Origin of the sequence: Mycolicibacterium pulveris, assembly GCF_010725725.1 — a bacterium.
GTDB lineage: Bacteria > Actinomycetota > Actinomycetes > Mycobacteriales > Mycobacteriaceae > Mycobacterium > Mycobacterium pulveris.
In genome coordinates, this window is the sequence record NZ_AP022599.1 from 5,097,994 (window position 1) to 5,119,705 (window position 21,712).

Annotated in this window: 20 protein-coding genes and 1 tRNA gene; 8 read left to right on the top strand and 13 right to left on the bottom strand. The window is 66.9% G+C overall.

Annotation, left to right across the window (positions count from 1 at the left end; genetic code table 11):
- Window positions 1-97: 97 nt before the first annotated feature.
- Window positions 98-721, bottom strand: coding sequence for a two-component system response regulator PdtaR (locus tag G6N28_RS24730; protein WP_163904979.1), 624 nt, complete (start codon window positions 719-721; stop codon window positions 98-100).
- Window positions 722-808: 87 nt separating this feature from the next.
- On the opposite strand from G6N28_RS24730, the gene G6N28_RS24735 reads away from it, so the two are divergent.
- Window positions 809-882: transfer RNA gene (locus G6N28_RS24735), tRNA-Leu, on the top strand.
- A gap of 40 nt (window positions 883-922) precedes the next feature.
- Here G6N28_RS24735 and G6N28_RS24740 read toward each other — a convergent pair.
- Window positions 923-2,710, bottom strand: coding sequence for a cellulase family glycosylhydrolase (locus G6N28_RS24740; RefSeq protein ID WP_163904981.1), 1,788 nt, complete (start codon window positions 2,708-2,710; stop codon window positions 923-925).
- Window positions 2,711-3,316: 606 nt separating this feature from the next.
- Between G6N28_RS24740 and G6N28_RS24745 the strand changes: the two genes are divergently transcribed.
- On the top strand, window positions 3,317-4,675 hold the full coding sequence (locus G6N28_RS24745) for an adenylate/guanylate cyclase domain-containing protein (RefSeq protein ID WP_163904983.1): 1,359 nt from the start codon (window positions 3,317-3,319) through the stop codon (window positions 4,673-4,675).
- On the opposite strand, the gene G6N28_RS24750 is transcribed toward G6N28_RS24745, so the two are convergent.
- The 9 genes from G6N28_RS24750 to G6N28_RS24790 all read right to left on the bottom strand — a co-directional run bounded on the left by G6N28_RS24750 (window position 4,647) and on the right by G6N28_RS24790 (window position 12,340).
- Entirely contained in the window at window positions 4,647-5,099 is a 453-nt protein-coding gene (locus G6N28_RS24750) for an SRPBCC family protein (RefSeq protein WP_163904985.1), read from the bottom strand. The genes G6N28_RS24745 and G6N28_RS24750 overlap by 29 nt on opposite strands.
- 55 nt (window positions 5,100-5,154) lie before the next feature.
- Window positions 5,155-5,646, bottom strand: coding sequence for a Dps family protein (locus tag G6N28_RS24755; protein ID WP_163904987.1), 492 nt, complete (start codon window positions 5,644-5,646; stop codon window positions 5,155-5,157).
- A 55-nt stretch (window positions 5,647-5,701) separates the two neighbouring features.
- Window positions 5,702-7,474, bottom strand: coding sequence for a DUF2339 domain-containing protein (locus tag G6N28_RS24760; RefSeq protein ID WP_163904989.1), 1,773 nt, complete (start codon window positions 7,472-7,474; stop codon window positions 5,702-5,704).
- Between the two features lie 44 nt (window positions 7,475-7,518).
- The gene (locus tag G6N28_RS24765) at window positions 7,519-8,184 is read right to left on the bottom strand and encodes a response regulator (RefSeq protein WP_163904991.1); all 666 of its coding nucleotides are present in this window, start codon (window positions 8,182-8,184) and stop codon (window positions 7,519-7,521) included.
- On the bottom strand, window positions 8,157-9,284 hold the full coding sequence (macS, locus tag G6N28_RS24770; protein WP_179962145.1) for a MacS family sensor histidine kinase: 1,128 nt from the start codon (window positions 9,282-9,284) through the stop codon (window positions 8,157-8,159). The genes G6N28_RS24765 and macS overlap by 28 nt, the downstream gene beginning before the upstream one ends.
- Window positions 9,285-9,289: 5 nt before the next feature.
- Window positions 9,290-10,042, bottom strand: a complete 753-nt coding sequence (locus tag G6N28_RS24775) for an amino acid ABC transporter ATP-binding protein (RefSeq protein ID WP_179962237.1) — start codon at window positions 10,040-10,042, stop codon at window positions 9,290-9,292.
- A gap of 5 nt (window positions 10,043-10,047) precedes the next feature.
- Window positions 10,048-10,980, bottom strand: coding sequence for an amino acid ABC transporter permease (locus tag G6N28_RS24780; RefSeq protein ID WP_163904995.1), 933 nt, complete (start codon window positions 10,978-10,980; stop codon window positions 10,048-10,050).
- A gap of 10 nt (window positions 10,981-10,990) precedes the next feature.
- Window positions 10,991-11,908 carry an ABC transporter substrate-binding protein gene (locus tag G6N28_RS24785; protein WP_163904997.1) on the bottom strand — a complete coding sequence of 306 codons (918 nt, stop codon included), beginning with the start codon at window positions 11,906-11,908 and terminating at the stop codon, window positions 10,991-10,993.
- 102 nt (window positions 11,909-12,010) lie between these two features.
- A complete protein-coding gene (locus tag G6N28_RS24790; RefSeq protein WP_163904999.1) occupies window positions 12,011-12,340 on the bottom strand; it encodes a DUF732 domain-containing protein in 330 nt (109 codons plus the stop codon).
- A gap of 224 nt (window positions 12,341-12,564) precedes the next feature.
- Between G6N28_RS24790 and G6N28_RS24795 the strand changes: the two genes are divergently transcribed.
- The 6 genes from G6N28_RS24795 to G6N28_RS24820 all read left to right on the top strand — a co-directional run bounded on the left by G6N28_RS24795 (window position 12,565) and on the right by G6N28_RS24820 (window position 19,311).
- A complete protein-coding gene (locus G6N28_RS24795; protein ID WP_163905002.1) occupies window positions 12,565-13,176 on the top strand; it encodes an HdeD family acid-resistance protein in 612 nt (203 codons plus the stop codon).
- A 62-nt stretch (window positions 13,177-13,238) separates the two neighbouring features.
- Window positions 13,239-14,696, top strand: a complete 1,458-nt coding sequence (locus tag G6N28_RS24800; RefSeq protein WP_163905004.1) for a cytochrome ubiquinol oxidase subunit I — start codon at window positions 13,239-13,241, stop codon at window positions 14,694-14,696.
- A 14-nt stretch (window positions 14,697-14,710) separates the two neighbouring features.
- Window positions 14,711-15,751: a cytochrome d ubiquinol oxidase subunit II gene (gene cydB / locus G6N28_RS24805; RefSeq protein ID WP_163905007.1), complete on the top strand. Its 1,041-nt coding sequence runs from the start codon at window positions 14,711-14,713 to the stop codon at window positions 15,749-15,751.
- Window positions 15,752-15,774: 23 nt separating this feature from the next.
- A complete protein-coding gene (cydD, locus tag G6N28_RS24810; protein ID WP_163906604.1) occupies window positions 15,775-17,325 on the top strand; it encodes a thiol reductant ABC exporter subunit CydD in 1,551 nt (516 codons plus the stop codon).
- Window positions 17,318-18,802 (top strand): ATP-binding cassette domain-containing protein, encoded by a 1,485-nt coding sequence (locus tag G6N28_RS24815; RefSeq protein WP_163905009.1) that lies wholly within the window; start codon window positions 17,318-17,320, stop codon window positions 18,800-18,802. Before cydD ends, G6N28_RS24815 begins: the two co-directional genes overlap by 8 nt.
- Entirely contained in the window at window positions 18,799-19,311 is a 513-nt protein-coding gene (locus tag G6N28_RS24820; protein ID WP_163905011.1) for a DUF4190 domain-containing protein, read from the top strand. Before G6N28_RS24815 ends, G6N28_RS24820 begins: the two co-directional genes overlap by 4 nt.
- Window positions 19,312-19,318: 7 nt before the next feature.
- On the opposite strand, the gene G6N28_RS24825 is transcribed toward G6N28_RS24820, so the two are convergent.
- Both G6N28_RS24825 and pyk read right to left on the bottom strand, forming a co-directional pair.
- Window positions 19,319-20,188, bottom strand: a complete 870-nt coding sequence (locus G6N28_RS24825; protein WP_163905013.1) for an acyl-CoA thioesterase II — start codon at window positions 20,186-20,188, stop codon at window positions 19,319-19,321.
- A gap of 29 nt (window positions 20,189-20,217) precedes the next feature.
- Entirely contained in the window at window positions 20,218-21,636 is a 1,419-nt protein-coding gene (gene pyk, locus G6N28_RS24830; protein WP_163905015.1) for a pyruvate kinase, read from the bottom strand.
- Between the last annotated feature and the right edge of the window lie 76 nt (window positions 21,637-21,712).

The window sequence follows — 21,712 nt, forward strand, 5'->3', positions numbered from 1 at the left end:
CTGCGTGCTGTTGGCCCACGCGTCGCGGCCTCGTAGCTGCGGGATGCGCCAAACCGCGACTTCAGAAACGCAGTGTTTACCGGGGACGCAGGGTTTTTCAGGTCGCCGGCGGGGCTTCTTCGGGCGTGTCGAGATTTTCCAGCACCACTTCGGCGACGCGCTTCATGGTGGTCCGGCGGTCCATGGCGGCACGCTGAATCCACTTGAACGCCTCGGGTTCGGTCATCTGGTGCTTGGTCTGCAGCAAACCTTTGGCGCGCTCGACGAGCTTGCGGGTCTCCAGCCGGTCCGACAGGGTGGCGACCTCATCCTCCAGCGCGGTGATTTCGCGGAACCGGCTGACCGCGACTTCGATGGCAGGGATGAGGTCGGTGACGGTGAACGGTTTGACCAGGTAGGCCATCGCGCCGGCGTCTCGGGCTCGCTCGACGAGCTCGCGTTGGCTGAACGCCGTCAGGATCACGATGGGCGCGATGCGCTTGCTGGCGATCTCCGAGGCCGCGTCGATGCCGTCCCGCCGGGGCATCTTGACGTCCATGATCACCAGATCGGGCTTGAGCTGCTCGGCAAGATCGACGGCCTCCTGCCCGTCGCCGGCCTCTCCGACGATCTCGTAGCCTTCGTCGCGCAGCATCTCGGCCAAATCCATGCGGATCAGCGCCTCGTCTTCGGCGACGAGAACACGGCGTGACTTCTGGGCGTCGGTCGGTGACCCGGTCATAGCGGATATTGTGGCGGTAGCGGCCACGATCTGCGACGTCGGGTCATCCTCTAAGGTAGAAAGCCGCGCCGGAACACTCGTCCCGATGCCCTCGTATCCCAACTGGCAGAGGAACTGGACTCAAAACCCAGACAGTGTGGGTTCGAATCCCACCGAGGGCACTCTTTGCGTTTTGGAGCCGCTGCGCCACAACGGTTTCCGTCAGGCCGCCGCGTCCGCGCCCGCGTCGTCCGCGGATTCTCCGCCGGCGCCCGCGTCTGAGGCGGCCGTCTCGCCGTCGCCTTGGGTGTGTTGGGCGCTGGTGTCCGTCACATCGTCGGCGGTGACGTCGATGTCCTCGTAGTCCTCGTAGTCCTCGTCGTCCAGCGCAGCTTGATCCACCAGGTCCTGTTCGGTGTCCTCCCCTGCGACGGACACCTCGTCCTCGGCCTCGTCGATGACGTCCGGCGCGACGGGCTCGGCAAGCTCAATCGGCTCGGTGACCTCTGCCTCCTCGGTGATCTCGGGCTCAGGGGCCTCGGGCTCCGGGACCTTGGGTTCGACCACCTCAGCGGCGGGCTCCTCGACCACATCCGCAACCGGCACGGGCGCATCGACCGTCGACGGGCCGGCCGCCGCCGTCGCCGCTGGCTTCCCCAGCGACCCCAGCCAGGCGGCCAAAGCGTTGGCCAACGCGTCCGCGACCTGGGCACCGACCTGCGCAACGGTCTGCGTCACCGCGGGCACCACCGTCTGGACCGCCGCCGCCACCGACTCGGCCACCTGCTGCACGAGCTTCTGCAGCGACGCGGCCAGCGCCTCGGCGAGGCTGTCGGGGCTGCTGCGCTCTTCGATGATCCACTTGATGACCTCGGCGGCCGGCTTCATCTTCCATTCAGCGCTGGCCTCGTCGAAGTAATAGAGCCCCATCGACCCCTGCTCAGTGTCCGGGGCAGCCAACCGGTCACGCAGCGTGTAGATGAACGCCGGGCCGATCCAGCTACTCCAGTCGGCCGCCAACTCCCGGAACTCGGCGGGCAACTGTGCCATCTGCTCTTCGGTGAGGCCGTTGGCCCAGGTGGTCAGGAAGTCTTCGACGAAGTCGGCCTGCTGCCGATAGGTGACCATCGACGTCGGCAACCCGTACTCGCTCGCCCAGATCTTCACCAGGTCATCACCGTTGTCGAGCATCGTCAGGCGGATCTGCAGCAGCGAACGAAGCGGTGAGATGAAGTTGGGGTTCTGCTCGCCGAACGGCCGGTCGTAACTGTAGGGGTGATACGACAGTGCGTCGAAGTACCCCTTGGCGCCGTTGGCGTACATCGTCTGCACAAAGGTCACCGGGTCCATCGTGAACCCGCCGGCCGAGACGACCGCGGCCAGCACCCCCGCGACGACGGTCGCGTCGGGATCGGCGGCCTTGATCGCGGAGTAGGTAGCCTTCAACACCTCGGTGTAGGCCACGCCGTCAACCACCGGAAACCACGAACGGTAATAGTTCGGTTCGTTCCACACCTCATAGGCCGAGACGACACCCGGGTACAGCCCGGTGAAGCGGGTGACCGCTTCGCCCGCGAACGCGGCGAACTTTGTCGGATCCGGTGCGACGCCCGGGCATCCGAGGCATCCGGTGCCGTCCGCACCGCCCCAGTACGGGGTGGAGTTCAGCACCCCGAGAACGGCCATGTCGCGTTCTTGGGCCTGGCTGAGAATGAAGTCGATCCGGCTCCAATCCGGCGGGAACAGTACTTCCAGCGGGCTGCCCGGTTCGGCCTGCTGGATCGCGCCCCACGGGATCAGCACCCGCAACGTGTTGACGCCCAGCGCCTGCATGTCGTCGAAACGCTTGATGATCTCCTCATCGGTGAGGTTCGGGTCATACATGTCCGAATCGGCGATCCCGATGGTCGTGGACTCGTCTTTGATGGTCGCCGTGTGAACGATGGGAATCGCCGCCGCGTCATATCTGGGTTTCGGTATCGGCTCGGTCGGGACGAGCAAATTGGTCACATATGCACACAGGACAGCTAACGGTGCAGCGGCAATCATCGACGCGATCCCCCAGCGCTGCAGACGACGGTTGATGATGGCCCGCATGCCACTCCTGTTCTCGATCAGCGCGACGGTGTTGGCTTCAAATTAGCCCATCAAAGATACGTCGAACACCCAATTGGAAAACAGGACACTATGCGAAAGTCGACCGGCGACACACGCTTTCGTAATCAGGCATGAACGTGTGAATTCAGCAAATCTGATACCAGCGGCTGCGGTCTAGGGAGCCGCTGCGTGGTAGCTACTGGTTATGCCTGGTTATATCAGTTTTATTGGACACTTCCAGCCGGGTTCACGTTCATAAGAGGCTATCGTGTTCGATCCCGAGCAACACCATAAGCGAAAATATTTTCGGTATCGGTGATTTCTGTGTGAAAGGTGGGCTCACGACCGATTTCCACAAAGTCTGTGGCGATACTCACGGCAACATGCGACCTGGCCGACCGCGGCGCGACGACGGCACCGCCACCCTTGATCCGACCGCCCGTGCACACCGCCATTTCCGACGCGCACGAGAAGAGCAAATACGTCGCTTCGACGACCGCAATTCACCAAGCAAATCCCATGGCCAAAGTCGCAGGTCGCTATCGGCTCGCGGCGTACGCTTTGACTGTGGTGGCGAAGTTCCGAGCCGTCTGCGTGCCGGACCTGGCGCTAGACAGCCGCGCCCCCGCCCGCACCCGCCACCTCACCACCACCGCCGAACGTCGTCGTCGGGTCCTTAACGTGACCGCGATGATCAGCGCGGCCATCATCGCGTTCTTCGGTGTCCAGGGGTTGCTGATCAACCGGGAAATCTGGTGGCTTCCGGTACTGAACTTCGGCTGCGCGCTGGTGTTTCTGATGATTCCGTTCCTGTGCAGGTTCGGCGAGCTGGTGGCTCCGCTGGTGTTCTTCGCCGTCGCCTACACCGTCGTCACCGTGCTGTGCGTCTACCTGGGCACCGGCACGGGCCTGCAGCTGTACTTCGTGGTCGCCGCCGCGATCACGGTTGTGGTCCTGGGCGTCGATCACCTGGTGCTGGCCGCGGTGCTCGCCTCGATCGGCGCCGCCGCGGTCATCCTGCTCGAGTTTCTCGTGCCCAACGACACCGGCAGGCAACCGCCGTGGGCGTTCCAGACGTCGTTCATCCTGACCGTGGTCACCGCGTGGATTCTGCTGGTGGCGACCCTCTGGTATGCGCTACGCGAGATCCGGCGTGCGCGGCTGGCGATGGAGGCCGAGTTCGACCGATCCGAGCGGTTGTTGGCCAACATCCTGCCCGCCACCATCGCCGACCGCCTCAAGGATCCGACCCGCAACATCATCGCCGACAAGTACGACGACGCCTCAATCTTGTTCGCCGACATCGCCGGATACACCAAGCGCGCCAGCGACACCGCGCCCGGCGATCTCGTCCGGTTTCTCGATCGCCTCTACACCGACCTCGACGCGTTGGTCGACCGGCACGGCCTCGAGAAGGTCAAGACCAGCGGTGATTCCTACATGGTGGTCAGCGGTGTGCCCCACCCCAGGGAAGACCACCTCGAAGCGCTGGCCTGCCTTGCCCTGGACATGGCCGACGCGGTCGCGGATCTGCGCGACCCCCGCGGCCGCGAGGTGCCGTTGCGCATCGGGCTGGCGGCCGGCCCGGTGGTGGCCGGCGTTGTCGGGGCGCGCAAGTTCTTCTACGACGTCTGGGGCGACGCTGTCAACGTCGCGTCACGCATGGAGACGACGGACGTGGAGGGCCGAATCCAGGTGCCGCAGAACGTCTATGAGCGGCTCAAGGACAAGTTTCTGTTCGAGGAGCGCGGCCCCGTCGAGGTCAAGGGCAAGGGCGTGATGCACACCTGGTACCTGGTGGGCCGCCGCGACGACGAGGCGGTGCGCAACGCCGTCGAGCTGCAACCGGTCAGCGGTCCGACACCTCGGTCGGCTTGAGCTGCTCGGCCAACGCGCCCAGCCGCCACAGCGTTTCCCGATTACGCGGCCACACAGCGATGTCGGACAGCCGGCTCGGCAGGATCGAAGCCGGCCCGCTCACCGGGAACTCCTCCATCTCCACCCGACACCCGTCGGGAATATCACTGAGCCGCAACACGATCCGGGCACCGCCGAATGGGCGGCCCTTGGCGTGCAGCACCAGCTCCTCGAGCGGCTCACTGTGCTCGACAACGGTCACGTCGTTGATCACCAGCGGCCACACCCCGATGGAGTGGCAGATCTTGGAGCCGGGCGCCGGCCAGTTCGGGTCCACGGCCCGCATCCGGCTGTTGCCGACCACCCATTGCGAATAGGTCCATCCGTCGGCCATCACATCCCACACCTGCTGGCGCGAGGCGTGGATGTCTCTTCTCACAGTCACGGGGGTGGGATACCCACCCCCGTGCGAAACGATGCGGTTGTGTTGGCGGTCGGATCTAGACCTTGCGGTTCTCCGCCTTGATCAGCCACGCCTGCTTCTCCAGGCCGTCGATCAGCCCGTGCAGGATGTCGGCGGTGGCGGCGTCCTCGGCTTCGACGGCGTCGCGCACCGAGCGGATGGTGTCGACGACGGCGTAGGTGCGCGTCGCGATCAGGTCGACGACCTCGCTTGCGCTCTGCTCATAGGCCGGGAACTGCGGAAGCGTCGTGGTGGCCGCCACGGTGTCGGTACGACCGTCGGGCACGGCCCACAGCGCGCGCATGCGTTCGGCGACGGTGTCGCTGCCCTCGCGGGCGAAGTCGACGAGTTCATCGAGCTGGAGGTGCAGATCGCGGAAGTTGGTTCCGACGACGTTCCAGTGTGCCTGCTTGCCCTGCAACTGCAGTTCGATGAGGTCGACGAGGACGCGCTGCAGGTTTGCGCTCAGCTCGGCCGAGGCGACGAATTCTTGGATTTCTTGTTCGGTACGACGTGCGTTGGTAGTCATGTCCACTTCAACACCTCCTAAATTGGATTCAGTCCAGTTTAGCATGTAGTGGACGTCATACCGACTGCTCTTTTTGCTGGTCCTGTCTTTCCAGCAACCGTGCGTAACCGGCTCCCATTCCCAGCAGCACCAGCCCGACGACGATGAAAACCACCACTCGGAAAATCCCGTCCAGCGTGCCGAGGTCGAACAGGAAGAGTTTGGCCATCGCGGCCGCGACCAGGGCCAGTCCCCCGCCGATCGGCAGCGACCGGTCGGCCCGCGGCACCCGCGCGGCGTACCCGAACAGCGCTGCGGCCAGCGCGATCCAGCAGATCGTCGCGGCCATGTGACCGCCGAAGAAACCGCCGCCCTCACCGCCGATCAGCACGCCGGCGGTGACGGTGAGCGCGGTGAGCGCATAGACGACCACGATGGCGGCCCCGGCCCACGCCGTCGAGTCCCGGTCGGGGAACGACCAGACGATCACCACGGCGCAGGCGATCAGCAGCAGGCTCGCGACCACCGTGGAGATGCCCGTGGCCGGCGTCGTCGCGGTCGCTTCGATCAACGAATCCGGCGGGGCGTAGCTCAGGTAGATACCGCCACCCACGACGGCGAACCCGACGGCGGTCCACCTCGCGACCGTCTCGGCGCGCCCGGTCACCGCCACCACCAGCGCCATCGCCAACAGCACCGGCCCGGCGATATGCCCGTCGAACGCGACCAGCACCGCGATCAGCGCCGCGACGGCCGCCAGCACCGCCCACACCTGCCGGGCCGCGCCCGCGACGGCGGGCAAGCCCCGACCGAGCAGCACGATCGCGAGCAGCGCCGCCGACAGCGCGGCCGCCATCGCCGCGGCGACCAGCCGGTCGGCGGCCAGGCCCACGCACAGGACCGGCAGCACCCCGGCGGCGGTCAGCAGCGCCATCGCCACTCGGTTCGCGGTCCACGGCGCCAGCAGCAACGCGGCGACGATCGCCAGCACCGCCGCGATGCCGCACGCTGCCGCCAGCGCGGCGTCGCGGCCGTCGTCGAAGCTCACGGCGACCAGCGCCACCAGCAGGGGGACGGTGGCCGCGGCGATGCGGGCGGCGTGCAGCCAGATCCAGTCCTTGCCCAGCTGAACCGGCAGCGAGGCGGCCGCCAGCGCGAGCATGAACGCGACGAGCAGCAGGTTCATGTCGCCGACCACGATCGGTGCCAGTACCAGCAGCGGGATCAGCACAAGCAGCCCCAGCTGCTCGGAGTTCCAGCGGCGCGCCAACGTGAGCCCCGCGCCGCCGATCACCGCGGCGATGACGAGCCCCACCGGCGCGGACACCCAGTCATAGATCGTGGTGACGGCGATGACGTCCATGTAGGCCGCGGCGACGCCGGTGGCCGCAAGCGCGATGGCGCCGATCCGTCCCCCGGGGCGCGTCCACAACCATCCCGCGGTGCCGACCAGGCCGGCGGCAAGCACCGCCCCGGCCGCGACACGGATCTCCGGTCGCAGAATGCCGGCCTGAGCCGCGAGCACCAGCAGCAGCACGACGCCGATCAACGTGACCGCCACACCGGCCACGGCGAGCACCTTGCCGATCCAGCCCTCGTCGCGCGGCGGGCGCGGTGTCGGCGGCGCCGCCGGAGCCGGGGGCGAATGAGGCGCCGACTGGGGATATTGCGGCTGGGCGTACTGCGGCCAGTACGACGCCGCCGGCGCGGGAACTGGTTGCATCGAGGTGCGGTCGGCCAGCACCCGATCCAGCTGGGCCAGGTCGGAAGCGACCCGTGCCATGTATTGCGAGATCGCGGCGAAGTCAGCCGACAGCCGGGCGATGACGACGTGCTGCGGTTCGGTCATGGCGATATCGTCGCAGCGTCAACCCCGAATCTGGTTGAGTAGGACTACTCGGATTCCTGGTCCAACCCGTGCTCGATGGCATAGCGGGTCAACTCGACCCGGTTGGCAACCTGCAGCTTGCGGAACGTGGCCTGCACATGGTTCTCCACCGTGCGATGGCTCAGCGACAGACGCGTGGCGATCTGCTTGGCGGTCAACCCTTTTGCGACGTGACGCAGGATCTCGGTCTCCCGCTCGGTCAGGCTCGGTGTCTGCGGGTCTCGCGCCGGGTTCGCGGCCATACGCCGGTACTCCCCCAGCACCAGGCCGGCCAGCCCCGGGGTGAACACCGCACGCCCCGCGGCCGTCGCCCGCACCGCGTCGCCGAGCTCCTGTTTGGAGGCGCTCTTGACCAGATATCCGGTGGCCCCGGCCTTTACCGCGTCCAGGACATCGTCACGCTCGTCGGACGCCGACAACACCAGGATCCGCGTCGACGGCGACACGGCGAGCACTTCCGCGGTGGCCGTCGCACCGTCACCGTCCGCCAGCCGCATGTCCATCAGGACCACATCCGGTTGCACCGCGGCCGCGCGGCGCCGCGCCGCCGCCACCCCGTCCGCGGTCGCCACGACGGTGAACCCGTCGTCTTCGAGGTCGCGGGCCACCGCGTCGCGCCAGATCGGGTGGTCGTCCACCACCATCACCGTCGGGGTACCGTCAGTTCCCATTCCGTCCCGCTTTCCGGCCCCGTGGTGAGCTTCGCGCTGCCGCCCAGCCAGTTCATGCGCCCGACAATCGATTTCGCGATGCCGATGCGCCCTTCGATCACGGCCTCGGTCAGCCTGCCGTCGGGGATGCCGACGCCGTCGTCGCGCACGGTCACGGTGACCGAGTCACCCAGATCCTCCAGCAGCACGAAGGCGTGCGCACCCGGCCCGGCGTGGGCGCTGACGTTGTCCAGGGCGTTGGAGGCCGCGGCGTACAGTTCCGTTGCCGTGCGCGTGTCGAGCCGCACCGGTTCGGCGGGCAGGCTCACCGACACCCGGTCGGAGGCCTGCGTCCGCAACAGCGCACCGATGTCGGTCATCTGACCGGCCCGCGGTTCGGTGTCCACCGAGCTGACCAAGCGCCGCAACGCACGTTCCTGCTCGCCGGCCAATTCCGCCAATTCCGCGGTGGCGCCCCCGATCTCGCGGCCGCGCCGGGACACCAACGCGAGCACCTGGATCGCGCCGTCGTGCACTTCGCGTGATAACCGCGCCCGCTCCTGCTGGGCTGCCGCCAGCCGGGCCGCCTGCTGCAGCTCGGCATGCGCGCGGCGTGCCGTCTGGGCTGCCATGCCGACCGCGAGACCGACGGCGAGCTCGATGACGATGGTCGCGTTGCCGACGAGATCGTAGTTGAGGACCCCCTTCACCACGGTGCTGGCGATCATCACGGCGACCCCCGTGAGCATTCCGGCGATGGGACCCAGCAGGATCGCCGCCGAGATCGTGGCGTTGGTGGCCCACAGGGTGGTCGGCAGGGACTGGTTGTCCAGCGCCCACTGGTCCGAGGCGACCAGCTTGGTGGACAGCACCAATGCGAGCACGACGGCGATCTCGGCAAGCACCCACGACGGGCGGCGGCCGAAGCCGTTCAGGTAGGCGACCGCGCAGGCCGCGCTCCACGCGATCAGCACGCCGAACAGCAGCCATCCGATCGCGGGCCGGTCCAAAGCGGGGTTCACCGCGATCTGAAACCCCAACGCGTATATGCAACTCAGCAGCCGAAACACCTGGGCAGCGCGCCACAGCGGGGTGGCCGGGTCGGGCGCGTATTCCGGCATGATATTCAGAGCACCTTGGACAGAAAGGCTTTCGTGCGTTCGTGTTGCGGGTGGGCGAGCACCTCTCGAGGCGGCCCGCTCTCCACCACGACGCCGCCGTCCATGAACACCAGCTGATTGGCGACCTCACGCGCGAACCCCATCTCGTGTGTCACCACGACCATCGTCATCCCTTCCGCGGCAAGCTTTTTCATCACGCCGAGCACCTCGCCCACCAGCTCGGGGTCAAGGGCGGAGGTCGGCTCGTCGAACAACATCAGCTTGGGATTCATCGCCAGCGCCCTGGCGATCGCCACCCGTTGCTGCTGGCCACCGGAAAGTTGCGCGGGATAGGCGTCGGCCTTCGCCGACAGGCCGACCTGATCCAGCAGATCCCTTGCCCGCGCGATCGCGTCGGCTTTCTTGACCCGCTTGACGTGGATCGGCGCCTCGATGACGTTCTCCAGCGCGGTGCGGTGCGGGAAGAGGTTGAAGTGCTGAAACACCATCCCGATATCGCGTCGTTGTTTGGCGGCGTCTCGTGGGGCCATCTCGTGCAACTTGTTGCCGCGTTCGCGGTAGCCGATCAACTCGCCGTCCACGTAGAGGCGGCCGGCGTTGACCTGCTCGAGATGGTTGATGCACCTCAGAAACGTCGACTTGCCCGACCCCGACGGCCCCACCATGCAGAGCACCTCACCCCTGCCGACCTCCAGGGTGATGCCCTTGAGCACCTGTAGGGCGCCGAAGCTCTTGCAAACCTGCTCGGCCTTGACCATCGGTGTCATGGGTGCGCCTCGCCGGCCGTCTGCGCCTTGGCCAGCGCTTCGAGCTGTTTGGTCGTCAACTTGCGCGACGCGCCCCGGGAGAAATACCGCTCGAGATAGTACTGACCGACCATCAGCACGCTGGTGATGGCCAGATACCAGGTGGCGGCCACCAGCAGCAGCGGAACGGGTTCGAAAGTGCGCGCGGCGATCTCGCGGGAGGTGATGCCGTAGAGGTCCAGGGTGAACGGCACCGCGGTGACCAGCGATGTGGTCTTCAGCATGCTGATGACCTCGTTGCCGGTCGGCGGGATGATCACGCGCATGGCCTGGGGCAGTACCGTGCGGCGCATCGTCATTCCCCACGACATGCCCAGCGCCGTCGACGCCTCTGCCTGCCCTTCGGGCACGGAACTGATTCCGGCCCGGATGATTTCGGCCATGTATGCCGCTTCGTTGAGCGCCAGTCCGAGAATGGCCAGCAGAAACGGGATCGACAAACTCTGCAGATCGAGCTCGAACAGCGCCGGGCCGAACGGGACACCGAGCCGGACGTTCTGGTAGATGGTCGGAAGCAGCCCCCAGAACACCAGCTGCACATATACGGGCGTGCCGCGAAAGATCCACAAGTACACCCACGCAACGGCTTTCAGGACCGGGTTAGGCGACAACCGCATCACCGCGAGCACCACACCCAGCGCGATGGCCAGCACCATCGAATAGATGGTCAACTGCAACGTGTTGACGACACCGACCTTCAGTACCCGTTCGTTGAACAGGTATTCCCAGTACGTCGACCACCGGTAGGCGTCGTTGGTGGCCGCGCCGTAGAGAAACAGGCCGACCACAAAGACGATGAGGACCGCCGCGAACCAGCGCCACGGATGACGAAGCGGCACTGCGTCGATGGCGGCCGGACTGTCGGTCGGCGGCGTGGCGACGTTCGTCATCGCGCGATCCCTAGTTGATGGCGCCGTTGATGACCGGCTTGTCGATCATGCCGCTCTCGACACCCCAGCTCCTGGCGATCTCCTCGTACTTCCCGGTCTCGATCAGATGCTCGAGCGCCAGCTGCAGGGATTGTGCCAGCGGTGAACCCTTCTGCACCGGCCAGCCGTAGGGTGCCGAATCGAAGATCTCGCCCGCGGGCTCGAGTTTCCCGTTGCTCTGCTTGATCGCGTAGGACGTCACGGGCGAATCCGCCGACATCGCATCCACCTGACCGAGGATCACTGCATTGGTCGCCGCGTCTTGCCCGTCGAACGACACGATCTCGATCGGTGGTTTACCGGCGTCGGTGCAGGCCTTGCTCTTGGCGGGCAACTCCGCGACTTCTTCGGTGGTGGTGGCCTGGACCGCCACCTTCTTTCCGCACGCGTTGTTCGGATCGACCGGATCGTCGGGCCGCTGGGCCCACAGGATGCCGGCGTTGAAGTAGGTGACGAAGTCGACGGACTCCTCGCGTTCCTTGGTGTCGGTGAACGACGACATGCCGACGTCGTAGGTGCCGCCCTGGATCGACGGGATGATCTTGGCGAAATCCGACTCCCGGTATTCGGGCTCCAGGCCTAGCGTTGCCGCAATCGCATTCATCAGATCGACGTCGAAGCCGACGATCTTGCCGTTGGGGTCCTTGAACTCGTTGGGCGGGTAGGGAATGTTGACCCCGATCACCAGCTCCCCGGACGACTTGATGGCCTCGGGCACGGTGTTCGCGATCTCATCGACCTTCTCCGCGGGCGCCGCGGCGGTCGGGCTGGCGGTTTCGTCCGTGGCGGTGTTGCTTGCACAACCCGAAAGCGCAAGAGCGCCCGTCGCAGCAAACGCCGCCCCGATGCGCCACAGTTTCCCTCGACGGTCTTGACACGCACCTAACACGGTTTGCCTCTACTTTCTGCCTCGCGGGAACCGGCTCGAAGGACCGGTAACGGAACAGTAGTAGAGACCTAGGTCGGTGGCAGGAGAACTCCGACCCGCGGCTTATTTCCAGACTCTGGGGCAGTAGGTCGGGATCGCGGCCTCGGCGAAGTGCGCGGTTTCGGTCTCGGTCCAGCCTTGGTCGTTGGCGAGGTGATAGGCGGCGCGCCACTTGGGCGCGTTCTGCCGCGTCCGCACGAGACAGAAGTCCTTGGCGAGGCGGATGGCCTCCGTCTTGCTCGAGTAGGGCACCCGCTTCTGGTCGAGGTACTCGAGGAACTGATCGTCCTTCTCGTCGGCGTGCGCGGGCGCGACGGCCATCCCGGCTCCCGTCGCCACCAGCAACGCTGCCATCGATGCGGCGGCCCCTCGGCGCAGGGTGGTACATGTCATCGTCACTCCTAGTTTGCTCGGGTGCGGTATACGACTGTGCTCATCGGGTGCGTTCGACGGTCCATCGTACCGAATCCTCATAGTGTTACCCGTGATCGGTGTCGAACGCCATCGGCAGCGGCTTTGCGGACGATAGCGATCGCGATTTGCGCGCACGTCAATTCCCGGCGTGGCGTCGCGCGTAAATCAAGGCCTTCGGTGCAGCTTTGTGCCACACTTCGCGCATGGAGAATCCCGCACCACCCAACCTGTTGCAGCACCTATGGAAAGCCACGCTGCTGTCGGGCGTGCTCGCCTTCGTCCTCGGCGTTCTGGTCCTGGCCTGGCCCGGCATCACGATCATCGTCTTGGCGATCTTCTTCGGTGCGTATCTGTTGATCGCGGGCATCGCGCAGGTGGTGTTCGCGTTCAGCCTGCACGTCTCGGCGGGCGGTCGGGTTCTCCTGTTCATCAGCGGTGCCGCCGCACTGGTGCTGGCCGTGCTGTGCTTCCGCAGTCTGCAGGAGTCGATCCTGTTGCTGGCCATCTGGATCGGCATCGGGTTCATCTTCCGCGGCGTGGCCACCGCGGTGTCGGCGATCAGCGATCCCACCCTGCCCGGTCGGGCCTGGGAGATCTTCGTCGGCGTGATCAGCCTCATCGCCGGTGTCGTCATGCTCGCGTTGCCGTTCGAGTCGCTGGCGATCCTGGTCTGGGTCTCCGGCATCGCCTTGGTGGTCGTCGGCGTGTTCGAAGTGGTTTCCGCGTTCGCCATCCGTAAGGCGTCCAAGCACCACGGCGCCGAGCCTCGGGCGGCCACGCCGGAGACGCCCGATGCCGAAGCCTCGGTGAGCTAACCCACACTGACGTCTACTACGCCCTGTCGTAGGCTGGTCGCACAGCCACGAAAGAAGGGCAGATGGACGCGCTCGACGTTGCGCGGTGGCAGTTCGGCATCACCACCGTGTACCACTTCATCTTCGTCCCGCTGACGATCGGGCTGGCCCCGCTGATCGCCGTCATGCAAACCGCGTGGCTGATCACCGACAACCCGGCGTGGTACCGGCTGACCCGCTTCTTCGGCAAGCTGTTCCTGATCAACTTCGCGCTGGGGGTGGCCACCGGCATCGTCCAGGAGTTCCAGTTCGGGATGAACTGGAGTGAGTACTCCCGTTTTGTCGGCGACGTGTTCGGCGCTCCGCTGGCGATGGAAGGGCTCGCCGCGTTCTTCTTCGAATCCACGTTCATCGGGCTGTGGATCTTCGGGTGGAGCCGGCTTCCCCGGTTGGTCCACCTGGCCTGCATCTGGGTGGTGGCCATCGCGGTGAACATGTCGGCGTTCTTCATCATCGCCGCCAACTCGTGGATGCAGCACCCCGTCGGTGCGCGCGTCAACCCCGAGACCGGTCGCGCCGAACTGACCAGCATCGTGGCGTTGTTCACCAACAACACCGCGATCGCCGCGTTCGCCCACGCGGTGTTCGGTGCCTTCCTCACCGCGGGTACGTTCGTGGCTGCCGTCTGTGCGTGGTGGCTGGTGCGAGCCCACCGGCAGGGCCCGACGGCCGATGCGCTAAACCTCTACCGCCCTGCCGCCGTTCTCGGCAGCCTGGTCGTGCTGGTGTCCAGCGTCGGGCTGGTCTTCACCGGCGATGTTCAGGGCAAGCTGATGTTCGAGCAGCAGCCGATGAAGATGGCCTCGGCGGAATCGTTGTGCCACACCCAGACCGATCCCAAGTTCTCGATCCTCACGGTCGGCACCCACAACAACTGCGACAGCGTCGTTCACCTCATCGAGATGCCGTACGTGCTGCCATTTCTCGCCGAAGGTCAGTTCGCTGGTGTGCGCCTCGAGGGCGTCAAAGACCTGCAGGATCAGTACCAGGAGAAGTTCGGGCCCGGCGACTACCGCCCCAACCTGTTCGTCACGTACTGGTCGTTCCGCGCGATGATCGGGTTGCTGGCCGTCCCTTCGCTTTTCGCGCTGGCGGTGCTGTGGTTCACCCGCGGTGGTCGAATTCCTCAGTCCCCCTGGTTCACCCGCTTCGCCCTGCTGACGCTGCCGACCCCGTTCCTGGCCAACAGCGCGGGCTGGATATTCACCGAGATGGGCCGCCAGCCCTGGGTGGTGGTGCCCAACCCGACCGGCGACTCGATGATCCGGTTGACCGTCGCCGAAGGCGTCTCGGGCCACGGGGCGGGCATCGTCGTGCTGTCGTTGGTCACGTTCACGGCGGTATACGCGGTGCTGGCGGTGATCTGGTTCTGGTTGATCCGCCGCTACGTCGTCGCAGGACCGACCGAGCACGACGCCGAGCCGGTGCCGCCTCATCCACCCGCCGACGACGACGTGGCGCCGCTGTCGTTCGCGTACTGAGGAGGTGTCGGCGCATGTGGCTGCAGGAATTGTGGTTCGTCGTCATGGCCGGGCTGTTTCTGGGGTTCTTCGTCCTCGAGGGGTTCGACTTCGGCGTCGGCATGCTGATGGCGGCTTTCGGCCGCACCGCGACAGGCGACCCTGAGCAACACCGGCGTGCTGCGTTGAACACGATCGGCCCGGTGTGGGACGGCAACGAGGTGTGGCTGATCACCGCGGGCGGCGCGATGTTCGCCGCATTCCCGGACTGGTATGCCACCTTGTTCTCCGGGTTCTACTTGCCGCTGCTGGCGATCCTGCTGGCGATGATCCTGCGCGTGGTTGCGATCGAGTGGCGCGGCAAGATCGACGATCCGGTCTGGCAGAAGTGGGCCGACGTCGGTATCGCGGCCGGCTCGTGGGTGCCCGCGATCCTGTGGGGCGTCGTGTTCGCGGCACTGGTGCAGGGGCTGCCGGTGGACGCCGACAAACAGCTGCGGCTCTCGCTCGGCGACCTGTTCAACCCCTACACGGTGCTGGGCGGGCTGGCGACCTGCGGCTTGTTCCTTCTGCACGGCGCGTCGTTCATCGCGTTGAAAACCGATGGCGCACTGCGTAACGACGCGTTGCGGTTCGCGACCATCCTGGCGCTGCCCGTGACGGCAGCGGTCGGCGGCTTCGGGCTGTGGACCCAGCTGGCGCACGGCAAGGAATGGACCTGGATCGTGCTGGCCTTCGCGGTCCTGGCCCTGCTCGCGGCGATCACCCGCATGATCAGCGGCACGGGTGACGGATGGGCCTTCACCTACACCACGATCGTCGTCGCCGCGGTGGTGGTTCTGCTGTTCGGCGCGCTGTACCCGAACGTGATGCCGTCCACGCTGAACCCGGACTGGAGCCTGACCATCTACAACGCGTCCTCCAGCTCGTACACGCTGACGATCATGTCCTGGGCCGCACTCGCGTTCGCTCCGCTGGTTCTGCTGTACCAGGGCTGGACGTATTGGGTGTTCCGGAAACGGATTTCGGCTCACCACATCCCCCCCGGCGCCGGCCTGCCGAGGCGTTCGCCGTGAACCTCGTGCGCGCCTCGGCAGCCATGCGCCGATACCTGACCATGTCGGTGGCCTGCGGCGTCGTCATCGCCGCCGCCACCATCGGATCGGCGGTGGTGCTGGCGCGCATCGTCGCCGGCGTGATCACCGATCCCGCTTCACGCAGCCTGTCGAGCTGGACCGGTGCGCTGGCGATCCTGGTGTCGCTGTGGCTGGTTCGGACGGCGGCGCAATGGGGGCAGGGCCGCCTCTCCCAATCCGGCGCCACCGCCGTGATCGCCGACCTGGCCAACCAGGTGCTGCGCACCGTCACCGATCTGCCCCCGCGTCGTCTGGCCGCCGAACGGGATGTGGCGGCCGCCGTGATCACCCGCGGCCTCGACGGGCTGCGCCCGTTTCTCACCGCCTATCTGCCCGCGGTGTTCCTGGCCGGCATCCTCACGCCGGCAGCGGTACTGACGATTGCTGTCTACGACTGGCCGTCGGCCGTGGTCGTGCTGATCGCGCTACCGCTCATCCCGATCTTCATGGTGCTCATCGGGCTGCTGACCAGAGACCGTTCGGCGGCGGCGCTGGCCGCGATGACCACGCTGCAGTCGCGGCTGCTGGACCTGGTGGCAGGCATCCCGACGTTGCGGGCCCTCGACCGCGTCGGCGGGTCGGCGCAGCGTATCGCCGAACTCGGTGCGGCACACCGGCGTTCGGCCATGGCCACGCTGCGGATGGCGTTCCTGTCGGCGCTCGTGCTGGAACTGTTGGCCACGCTCGGGGTGGCGCTGGTCGCGGTCGGCATCGGTCTGCGCCTGGTGTTCGGCGAGATGTCGTTGACGGCAGGCCTGACGGCGCTGCTGCTGGCTCCGGAGGTGTTCTGGCCGCTGCGCCGCGTCGGGGTGGAGTTTCACGCCGCCCAAGACGGTAAGACAGCCGCGGAGGAGGCGTTTCGTCTGCTCGACACGCTGCCGCGCCGTCCGGTGGGCACCCGCACCGTGGCAGCGCGCGGCGCCACCATCCACCTGGACGCGCTGGACGCCGACGTCGAACCGGGGCGGGTCACGGTGCTGACCGGACCGAACGGTGTCGGCAAGAGCAGCCTGCTGGAGACGATCCTCGGGTTACACCCGGGCCGGGTTCTCGTCGACGGTGTCGAGGTCGCCGATCTCGCGCCGCGGGAGTGGTGGCGACAGGTGGCGTGGTTGCCACATCGGCCCGTGCTGATACCCGGCAGCGTGCGGGAGAACCTCGAGCTGTTCGGGCCGTTGCACGATATGCAGAGTGCCTGCCAGGCAGCCGGCTTCGACCAGGTGCTCGCCTTGCTGCCCGACGGCTTGGACACCGTGCTGGGCCGCGGGGGTGTCGGGCTGTCGTTGGGCCAGCGTCAGCGGCTCGGGCTTGCCCGGGTGCTGGGGTCGTCGGCGCCGGTGCTGTTGCTCGACGAGCCGACATCGCACCTCGACGCCCACATGGAGGCGCGGGTGCTCGACGCGATCGTAGCGCGGGCCCGCGCGGGCGCCACCGTGCTGGTCGTCGGCCACCGTGACGCCGTGTGCGCGATCGGCGACCAGGTGCTGCGCATGGGCAGGCTCGTCGATGCTTGAGCTGCTGCGTCCCCGGCTACCGCGACTGGCGGTGGCGGTCCTGCTCGGGGTGCTGTCGATGGGCAGCGCGCTGGCGCTGGCCGCGATCTCCGCGTGGCTGATCACCCGGGCATGGCAGATGCCGCCCGTCCTGGATCTGACGGTCGCTGTGGTCGCCGTGCGCGCGCTGGGCATCTCCCGGGGCGTGCTCGGCTACTGCCAGCGGCTGGCCTCACACGACACCGCCCTGCGCGCCGCCGCAGACGTGCGCGAAGCCCTGTTCCGCCGGTTGGCCGACGCGCCCGCGGAGGCGGCGTCGCGGCTGCCCAGCGGCGAGCTGGTGGCCCGGATCGGTGGCTCGGTCGACGAGTTGGCCGATGTGCTGGTGCGCGCGGTGCTGCCGATCGCCGTGGCCGCGGTGCTCTCGACGATCTCGGTCGCGGCCATCGCGGTCATCTCCCCCGCGGCGGCCGCCGTGCTGGCCGTCTGCCTGCTCGTCGCGGGAGTCGCCGCGCCGTGGACCGCCGCGCGTGCCGCTGCGGCGGCTGAAGCCGTTGCCGCACAGCATCACTCCGGTCGTGATGTCGCGGTGATGCTGGCGCTCGAGCACGCGCCCGAGCTTCGCGTCGGTGGGCGTCTGGACGACGTCATCGCTGAAGCCGGCCGCAGGCACCGGCAGTGGGGTCGTGAGACGGACCGCGCGGCTGCTCCGGGCGCGGTGGCCGCCGCCGCACCGATCGCCGCGATGGGGCTCAGCGTGCTGGGCGCCGTGGTCGCCGCGGTCTCGCTCGCAGACGTCGTCGCGCCGACGACGCTGGCGATCCTCATGCTGCTTCCGCTGTCGGCGTTCGAGGCCACGACCGCACTACCCGCTGCCGCAACGCAACTCACCCGCTCGCGTATCGCGGCCCGCCGCCTCAACGAACTGACCGCTCCGGCCGGGCGTGTCCGCCCGTCAGCTACCCCGATCGAACTGACACCGGGCGCTCGGCTCGCGGTGCTCGGCGCCAGCGGGTCCGGCAAGACCACGCTGCTCATGGCGATGGCCGAAAGCCCCTCAGAGAGGGCATTCTTCGCCGAGGACGCACACCTGTTCGCCACCACGGTGCGCGACAACCTATTGGTCGCCCGCGGTGACGCCACCGATGACGAGCTGCGAGATGCCTTGCGCCGGGTCGGACTTGGCGAGTGGCTGGCGGCGCTGCCCGACGGGTTGTCCACCGTTCTCGTCGGCGGTGCCGCCGCGGTCTCCGCCGGACAGCGCAGACGACTTCTGTTGGCTCGCGCGCTGATCTGTCCGGCGCCGACGGTACTGCTGGACGAACCGACCGAACATCTTGACGCCGAGGACGGCCAGCAAATCCTCACCGCCCTGCTCACCCCCGGTGGCCTGTTCTCCGAAGACCGAACCGTCGTCGTCGCCACCCACCATCTCCCCGAAGATGTTCGCTGTCAGACCCTGAACCTCGACGTCACCGGGGTAACCTCATCGATATGAGCGAGCCGGACAGGCCCGAGACGCCGCCGCCCCCACCTCAACCACCGCCTGCGCCCGGCCAATACGGGCCGTATCCCGGCAGCTATCCGCCTCCCCCGCCCCCGCAGCCCTACGCCGGTTACTCGCCGCCGCCGACCGGGCCCAAGAACGGCTTCGGTATCGCTGCCCTGGTGGTGGCGATCGTCGCGCTGCTCTCGGTCGTCTTCGGCGTGGTGCTCGGCGTCGTCGCGATCATCTTCGGTTTCCTCGGCTGGGGCAGAGCCAAGCGCGGCGAGGCGACCAACGGCGGGATGGCTGTCGCGGGCATTGTGCTGGGGTTCGTCAGCATCATCGAGGCCATCGCGGTGATCGCGCTGATGGTGTGGGGATTCGACCGCGCCGGCGGCACCGACTACCTGGACTGCGTGTCGCGGGCGGGTAGCGACCAGGCGGCCCTCGAACAGTGCGCCAACGAGTTCCAGCGGCGTGTCGAGGACCAGTTCTCCGTCACCATCGAACCGACCCGTTAGCCGTTGCTCACGGGAAGTACTTGACGATGCCTTCCTGCACCACGGTCGCCACCAGCTGACCGGACGGGTCGAAGAAGTGCCCGGTGCCCAGCCCGCGTGAATCAGCGGCCACCGGAGACGACGTCGAATACAGCACCCAGTCGTCGAACCGCACGGGCCGGTGAAACCACACCGAGTGGTTCGTGGTCACCGCGAAGATCCGGTCGAACCCCCACGACAGACCATGGGTGGTGATGATCGAATCGAGCACGGTGGTATCCGACGAATAGACCAGCGCAGCGGCATGCACCGCCGGGTCGTCGGGCATCTCGCCGAGCGCCTTCATCCAGACCCGGTTGTACGCCAGCTTCTGCCCCTTCTTACGCATCACCCAGGTGGGATCGTTCGTGTAGCGCCAGTCGATGGGCCGCAGCGCGTTGACAAAGTGCGGAACCACGTCCTCGTAGCCGCGCAGCAGGTCGTCGATCGGCGGCACCGACATCGGGTCGGGCAGCTCGGGCGGCTCGATCCCGTGCTCGAGGCTCGGCCCGCCGGTCAAGAAGGACACCATGGCCGTGGTCAACAGCTGCCCGTCCTGCACGACGTCGACGCGGCGGTTGGCGAACCGGCGCTCGTCGCGCAGCCGCGCGACGTGGAACTCCAGGTCCTTATCCGGGTCGCCACCGGCGATGAAGTGCACCGACAGCGCGCTCGGCGGGGTCGGATGGCTCAGGCTGCGGCTGGCGGCCATGAACGACTGCGCCATCATCTGGCCGCCGAAGGTGCGTACCGGGTTCTTACTCGGATGCGAGCCGACGTAGACGTCGTCGTCGACCTGCTTGAGGTCAAGGATCGCCAGCAGTTCGTCGAAGTCTGCTGAGTTGGCTGCTGAACTCACGGACCGCTCGTCGGAAGACACAGGCCTGTTTATACGTCCTCCTCGCCGATGCGGTGCACGTGGATCATGTTGGTGGAGCCCACCGTGCCCGGCGGGGCACCCGCCACGATGACGATCAAGTCGCCGCGCTTGTAGCGCCCCAGCTCGAGCAGCGACTGGTCCACGTGCCGGATCATGCCGTCGGTGGTCTGGATGTGCGGCACGATGAATGTCTCAGTGCCCCAGGTCAAAGCCAGCTGGCTGCGGATCTCGGGCAGTGAGGTGAACGCGAGCAGCGGCAGCGGTGTGTGCAGGCGGGCCAACCTGCGCACGGTGTCGCCGGACTGCGTATAGGCCACCAACGCTTTGGCATCCAGTCGTTCCCCGATGTCGCGCGCGGCATACGAGATGACGCCCCGTTTGGTCCGCGGCACATGGGTCAGTGGGGGCGCGGCCACCGAGTTCTCCTCGACCGCGAAGATGATGCGGCCCATCGTCTTGACCGCTTCCAGCGGATATTTGCCCACCGAGGTTTCGCCGGAGAGCATCACGGCGTCGGTACCGTCGAGCACCGCGTTGGCGACGTCAGACGCCTCTGCGCGCGTCGGACGCGAGTTCTCGATCATCGACTCCAGCATCTGGGTCGCGACGATGACGGGTTTGGCGTTCTCCCTTGCCATCTGGATGGCGCGCTTCTGCACCAGCGGGACCTCTTCGAGCGGCAGTTCCACACCGAGGTCGCCCCGCGCGACCATGATCCCGTCGAACGCCAACACGATCGCCTCGAGATTGTCGATGGCTTCGGGTTTTTCCAGTTTGGCGATGACGGGAACGCGCCTGCCGACGCGGTCCATCACCTCGTGCACGACCTCGATGTCGGCCGGCGAACGCACGAACGACAGCGCCACGAGGTCGACACCGAGGCGCAACGCGAACTCCAGATCGTCGACGTCCTTTTCGGACAGTGCGGGCGCCGTCACGTTCATCCCGGGCATCGACATGCCCTTGTTGTTGCTGACCGGACCGCCTTCGGTGACGATGCACACCACGTCGTTGCCGTCGATCCTGTCCACCACGAGGCCGACGTTGCCGTCGTCGACCAGGACCCGGTCTCCGGGCTTGGCGTCCTGGGCCAACCGCTTGTAGGTCGTCGACACCCGGTCGTGGGTGCCTTCCAGGTCGTCGATGGTGATGCGCACGGTGTCACCGGTCGCCCAATAGGTCGGCCCGGCGGCGAACCGACCCAGCCGGATCTTGGGTCCCTGCAGATCGGCGAGGATACCGACGGCGCGGCCGGATGCGTCGGACGCGGCGCGGACACGCTTGTAGGTGGCTTCGTGATCGGGGTAGCCGCCGTGGCTGAAGTTCAGCCGCGCAACGTCCATGCCGGCATCGACCAGCGCCCTGACGGTTTCGTCAGTCGCGGTGGCCGGGCCCAACGTACAGACGATTTTTCCGCGTCTACTCACGACTTCTCAGCATAGTCGTTGATCGATTCAGATGCTGAGCTGCCGACACGGGGCGACCGCATCCGCCACCGGTGAG

Excerpts from the sequence above, each read along its gene's own strand:
- G6N28_RS24730 (WP_163904979.1), bottom strand. The coding sequence starts at position 721 with ATGACCGGGTCACCGACCGACGCCCAGAAGTCACGCCGTGTTCTCGTC.
- G6N28_RS24745 (WP_163904983.1), top strand. The coding sequence starts at position 3,317 with ATGGCCAAAGTCGCAGGTCGCTATCGGCTCGCGGCGTACGCTTTGACT.
- G6N28_RS24755 (WP_163904987.1), bottom strand. The coding sequence starts at position 5,646 with ATGACTACCAACGCACGTCGTACCGAACAAGAAATCCAAGAATTCGTC.
- G6N28_RS24760 (WP_163904989.1), bottom strand. The coding sequence starts at position 7,474 with ATGACCGAACCGCAGCACGTCGTCATCGCCCGGCTGTCGGCTGACTTC.
- G6N28_RS24765 (WP_163904991.1), bottom strand. The coding sequence starts at position 8,184 with ATGGGAACTGACGGTACCCCGACGGTGATGGTGGTGGACGACCACCCG.
- macS (WP_179962145.1), bottom strand. The coding sequence starts at position 9,284 with ATGCCGGAATACGCGCCCGACCCGGCCACCCCGCTGTGGCGCGCTGCC.
- G6N28_RS24775 (WP_179962237.1), bottom strand. The coding sequence starts at position 10,042 with ATGGTCAAGGCCGAGCAGGTTTGCAAGAGCTTCGGCGCCCTACAGGTG.
- G6N28_RS24780 (WP_163904995.1), bottom strand. The coding sequence starts at position 10,980 with ATGACGAACGTCGCCACGCCGCCGACCGACAGTCCGGCCGCCATCGAC.
- G6N28_RS24790 (WP_163904999.1), bottom strand. The coding sequence starts at position 12,340 with ATGACATGTACCACCCTGCGCCGAGGGGCCGCCGCATCGATGGCAGCG.
- G6N28_RS24795 (WP_163905002.1), top strand. The coding sequence starts at position 12,565 with ATGGAGAATCCCGCACCACCCAACCTGTTGCAGCACCTATGGAAAGCC.
- G6N28_RS24800 (WP_163905004.1), top strand. The coding sequence starts at position 13,239 with ATGGACGCGCTCGACGTTGCGCGGTGGCAGTTCGGCATCACCACCGTG.
- cydB (WP_163905007.1), top strand. The coding sequence starts at position 14,711 with ATGTGGCTGCAGGAATTGTGGTTCGTCGTCATGGCCGGGCTGTTTCTG.
- cydD (WP_163906604.1), top strand. The coding sequence starts at position 15,775 with ATGCGCCGATACCTGACCATGTCGGTGGCCTGCGGCGTCGTCATCGCC.
- G6N28_RS24815 (WP_163905009.1), top strand. The coding sequence starts at position 17,318 with ATGCTTGAGCTGCTGCGTCCCCGGCTACCGCGACTGGCGGTGGCGGTC.
- G6N28_RS24820 (WP_163905011.1), top strand. The coding sequence starts at position 18,799 with ATGAGCGAGCCGGACAGGCCCGAGACGCCGCCGCCCCCACCTCAACCA.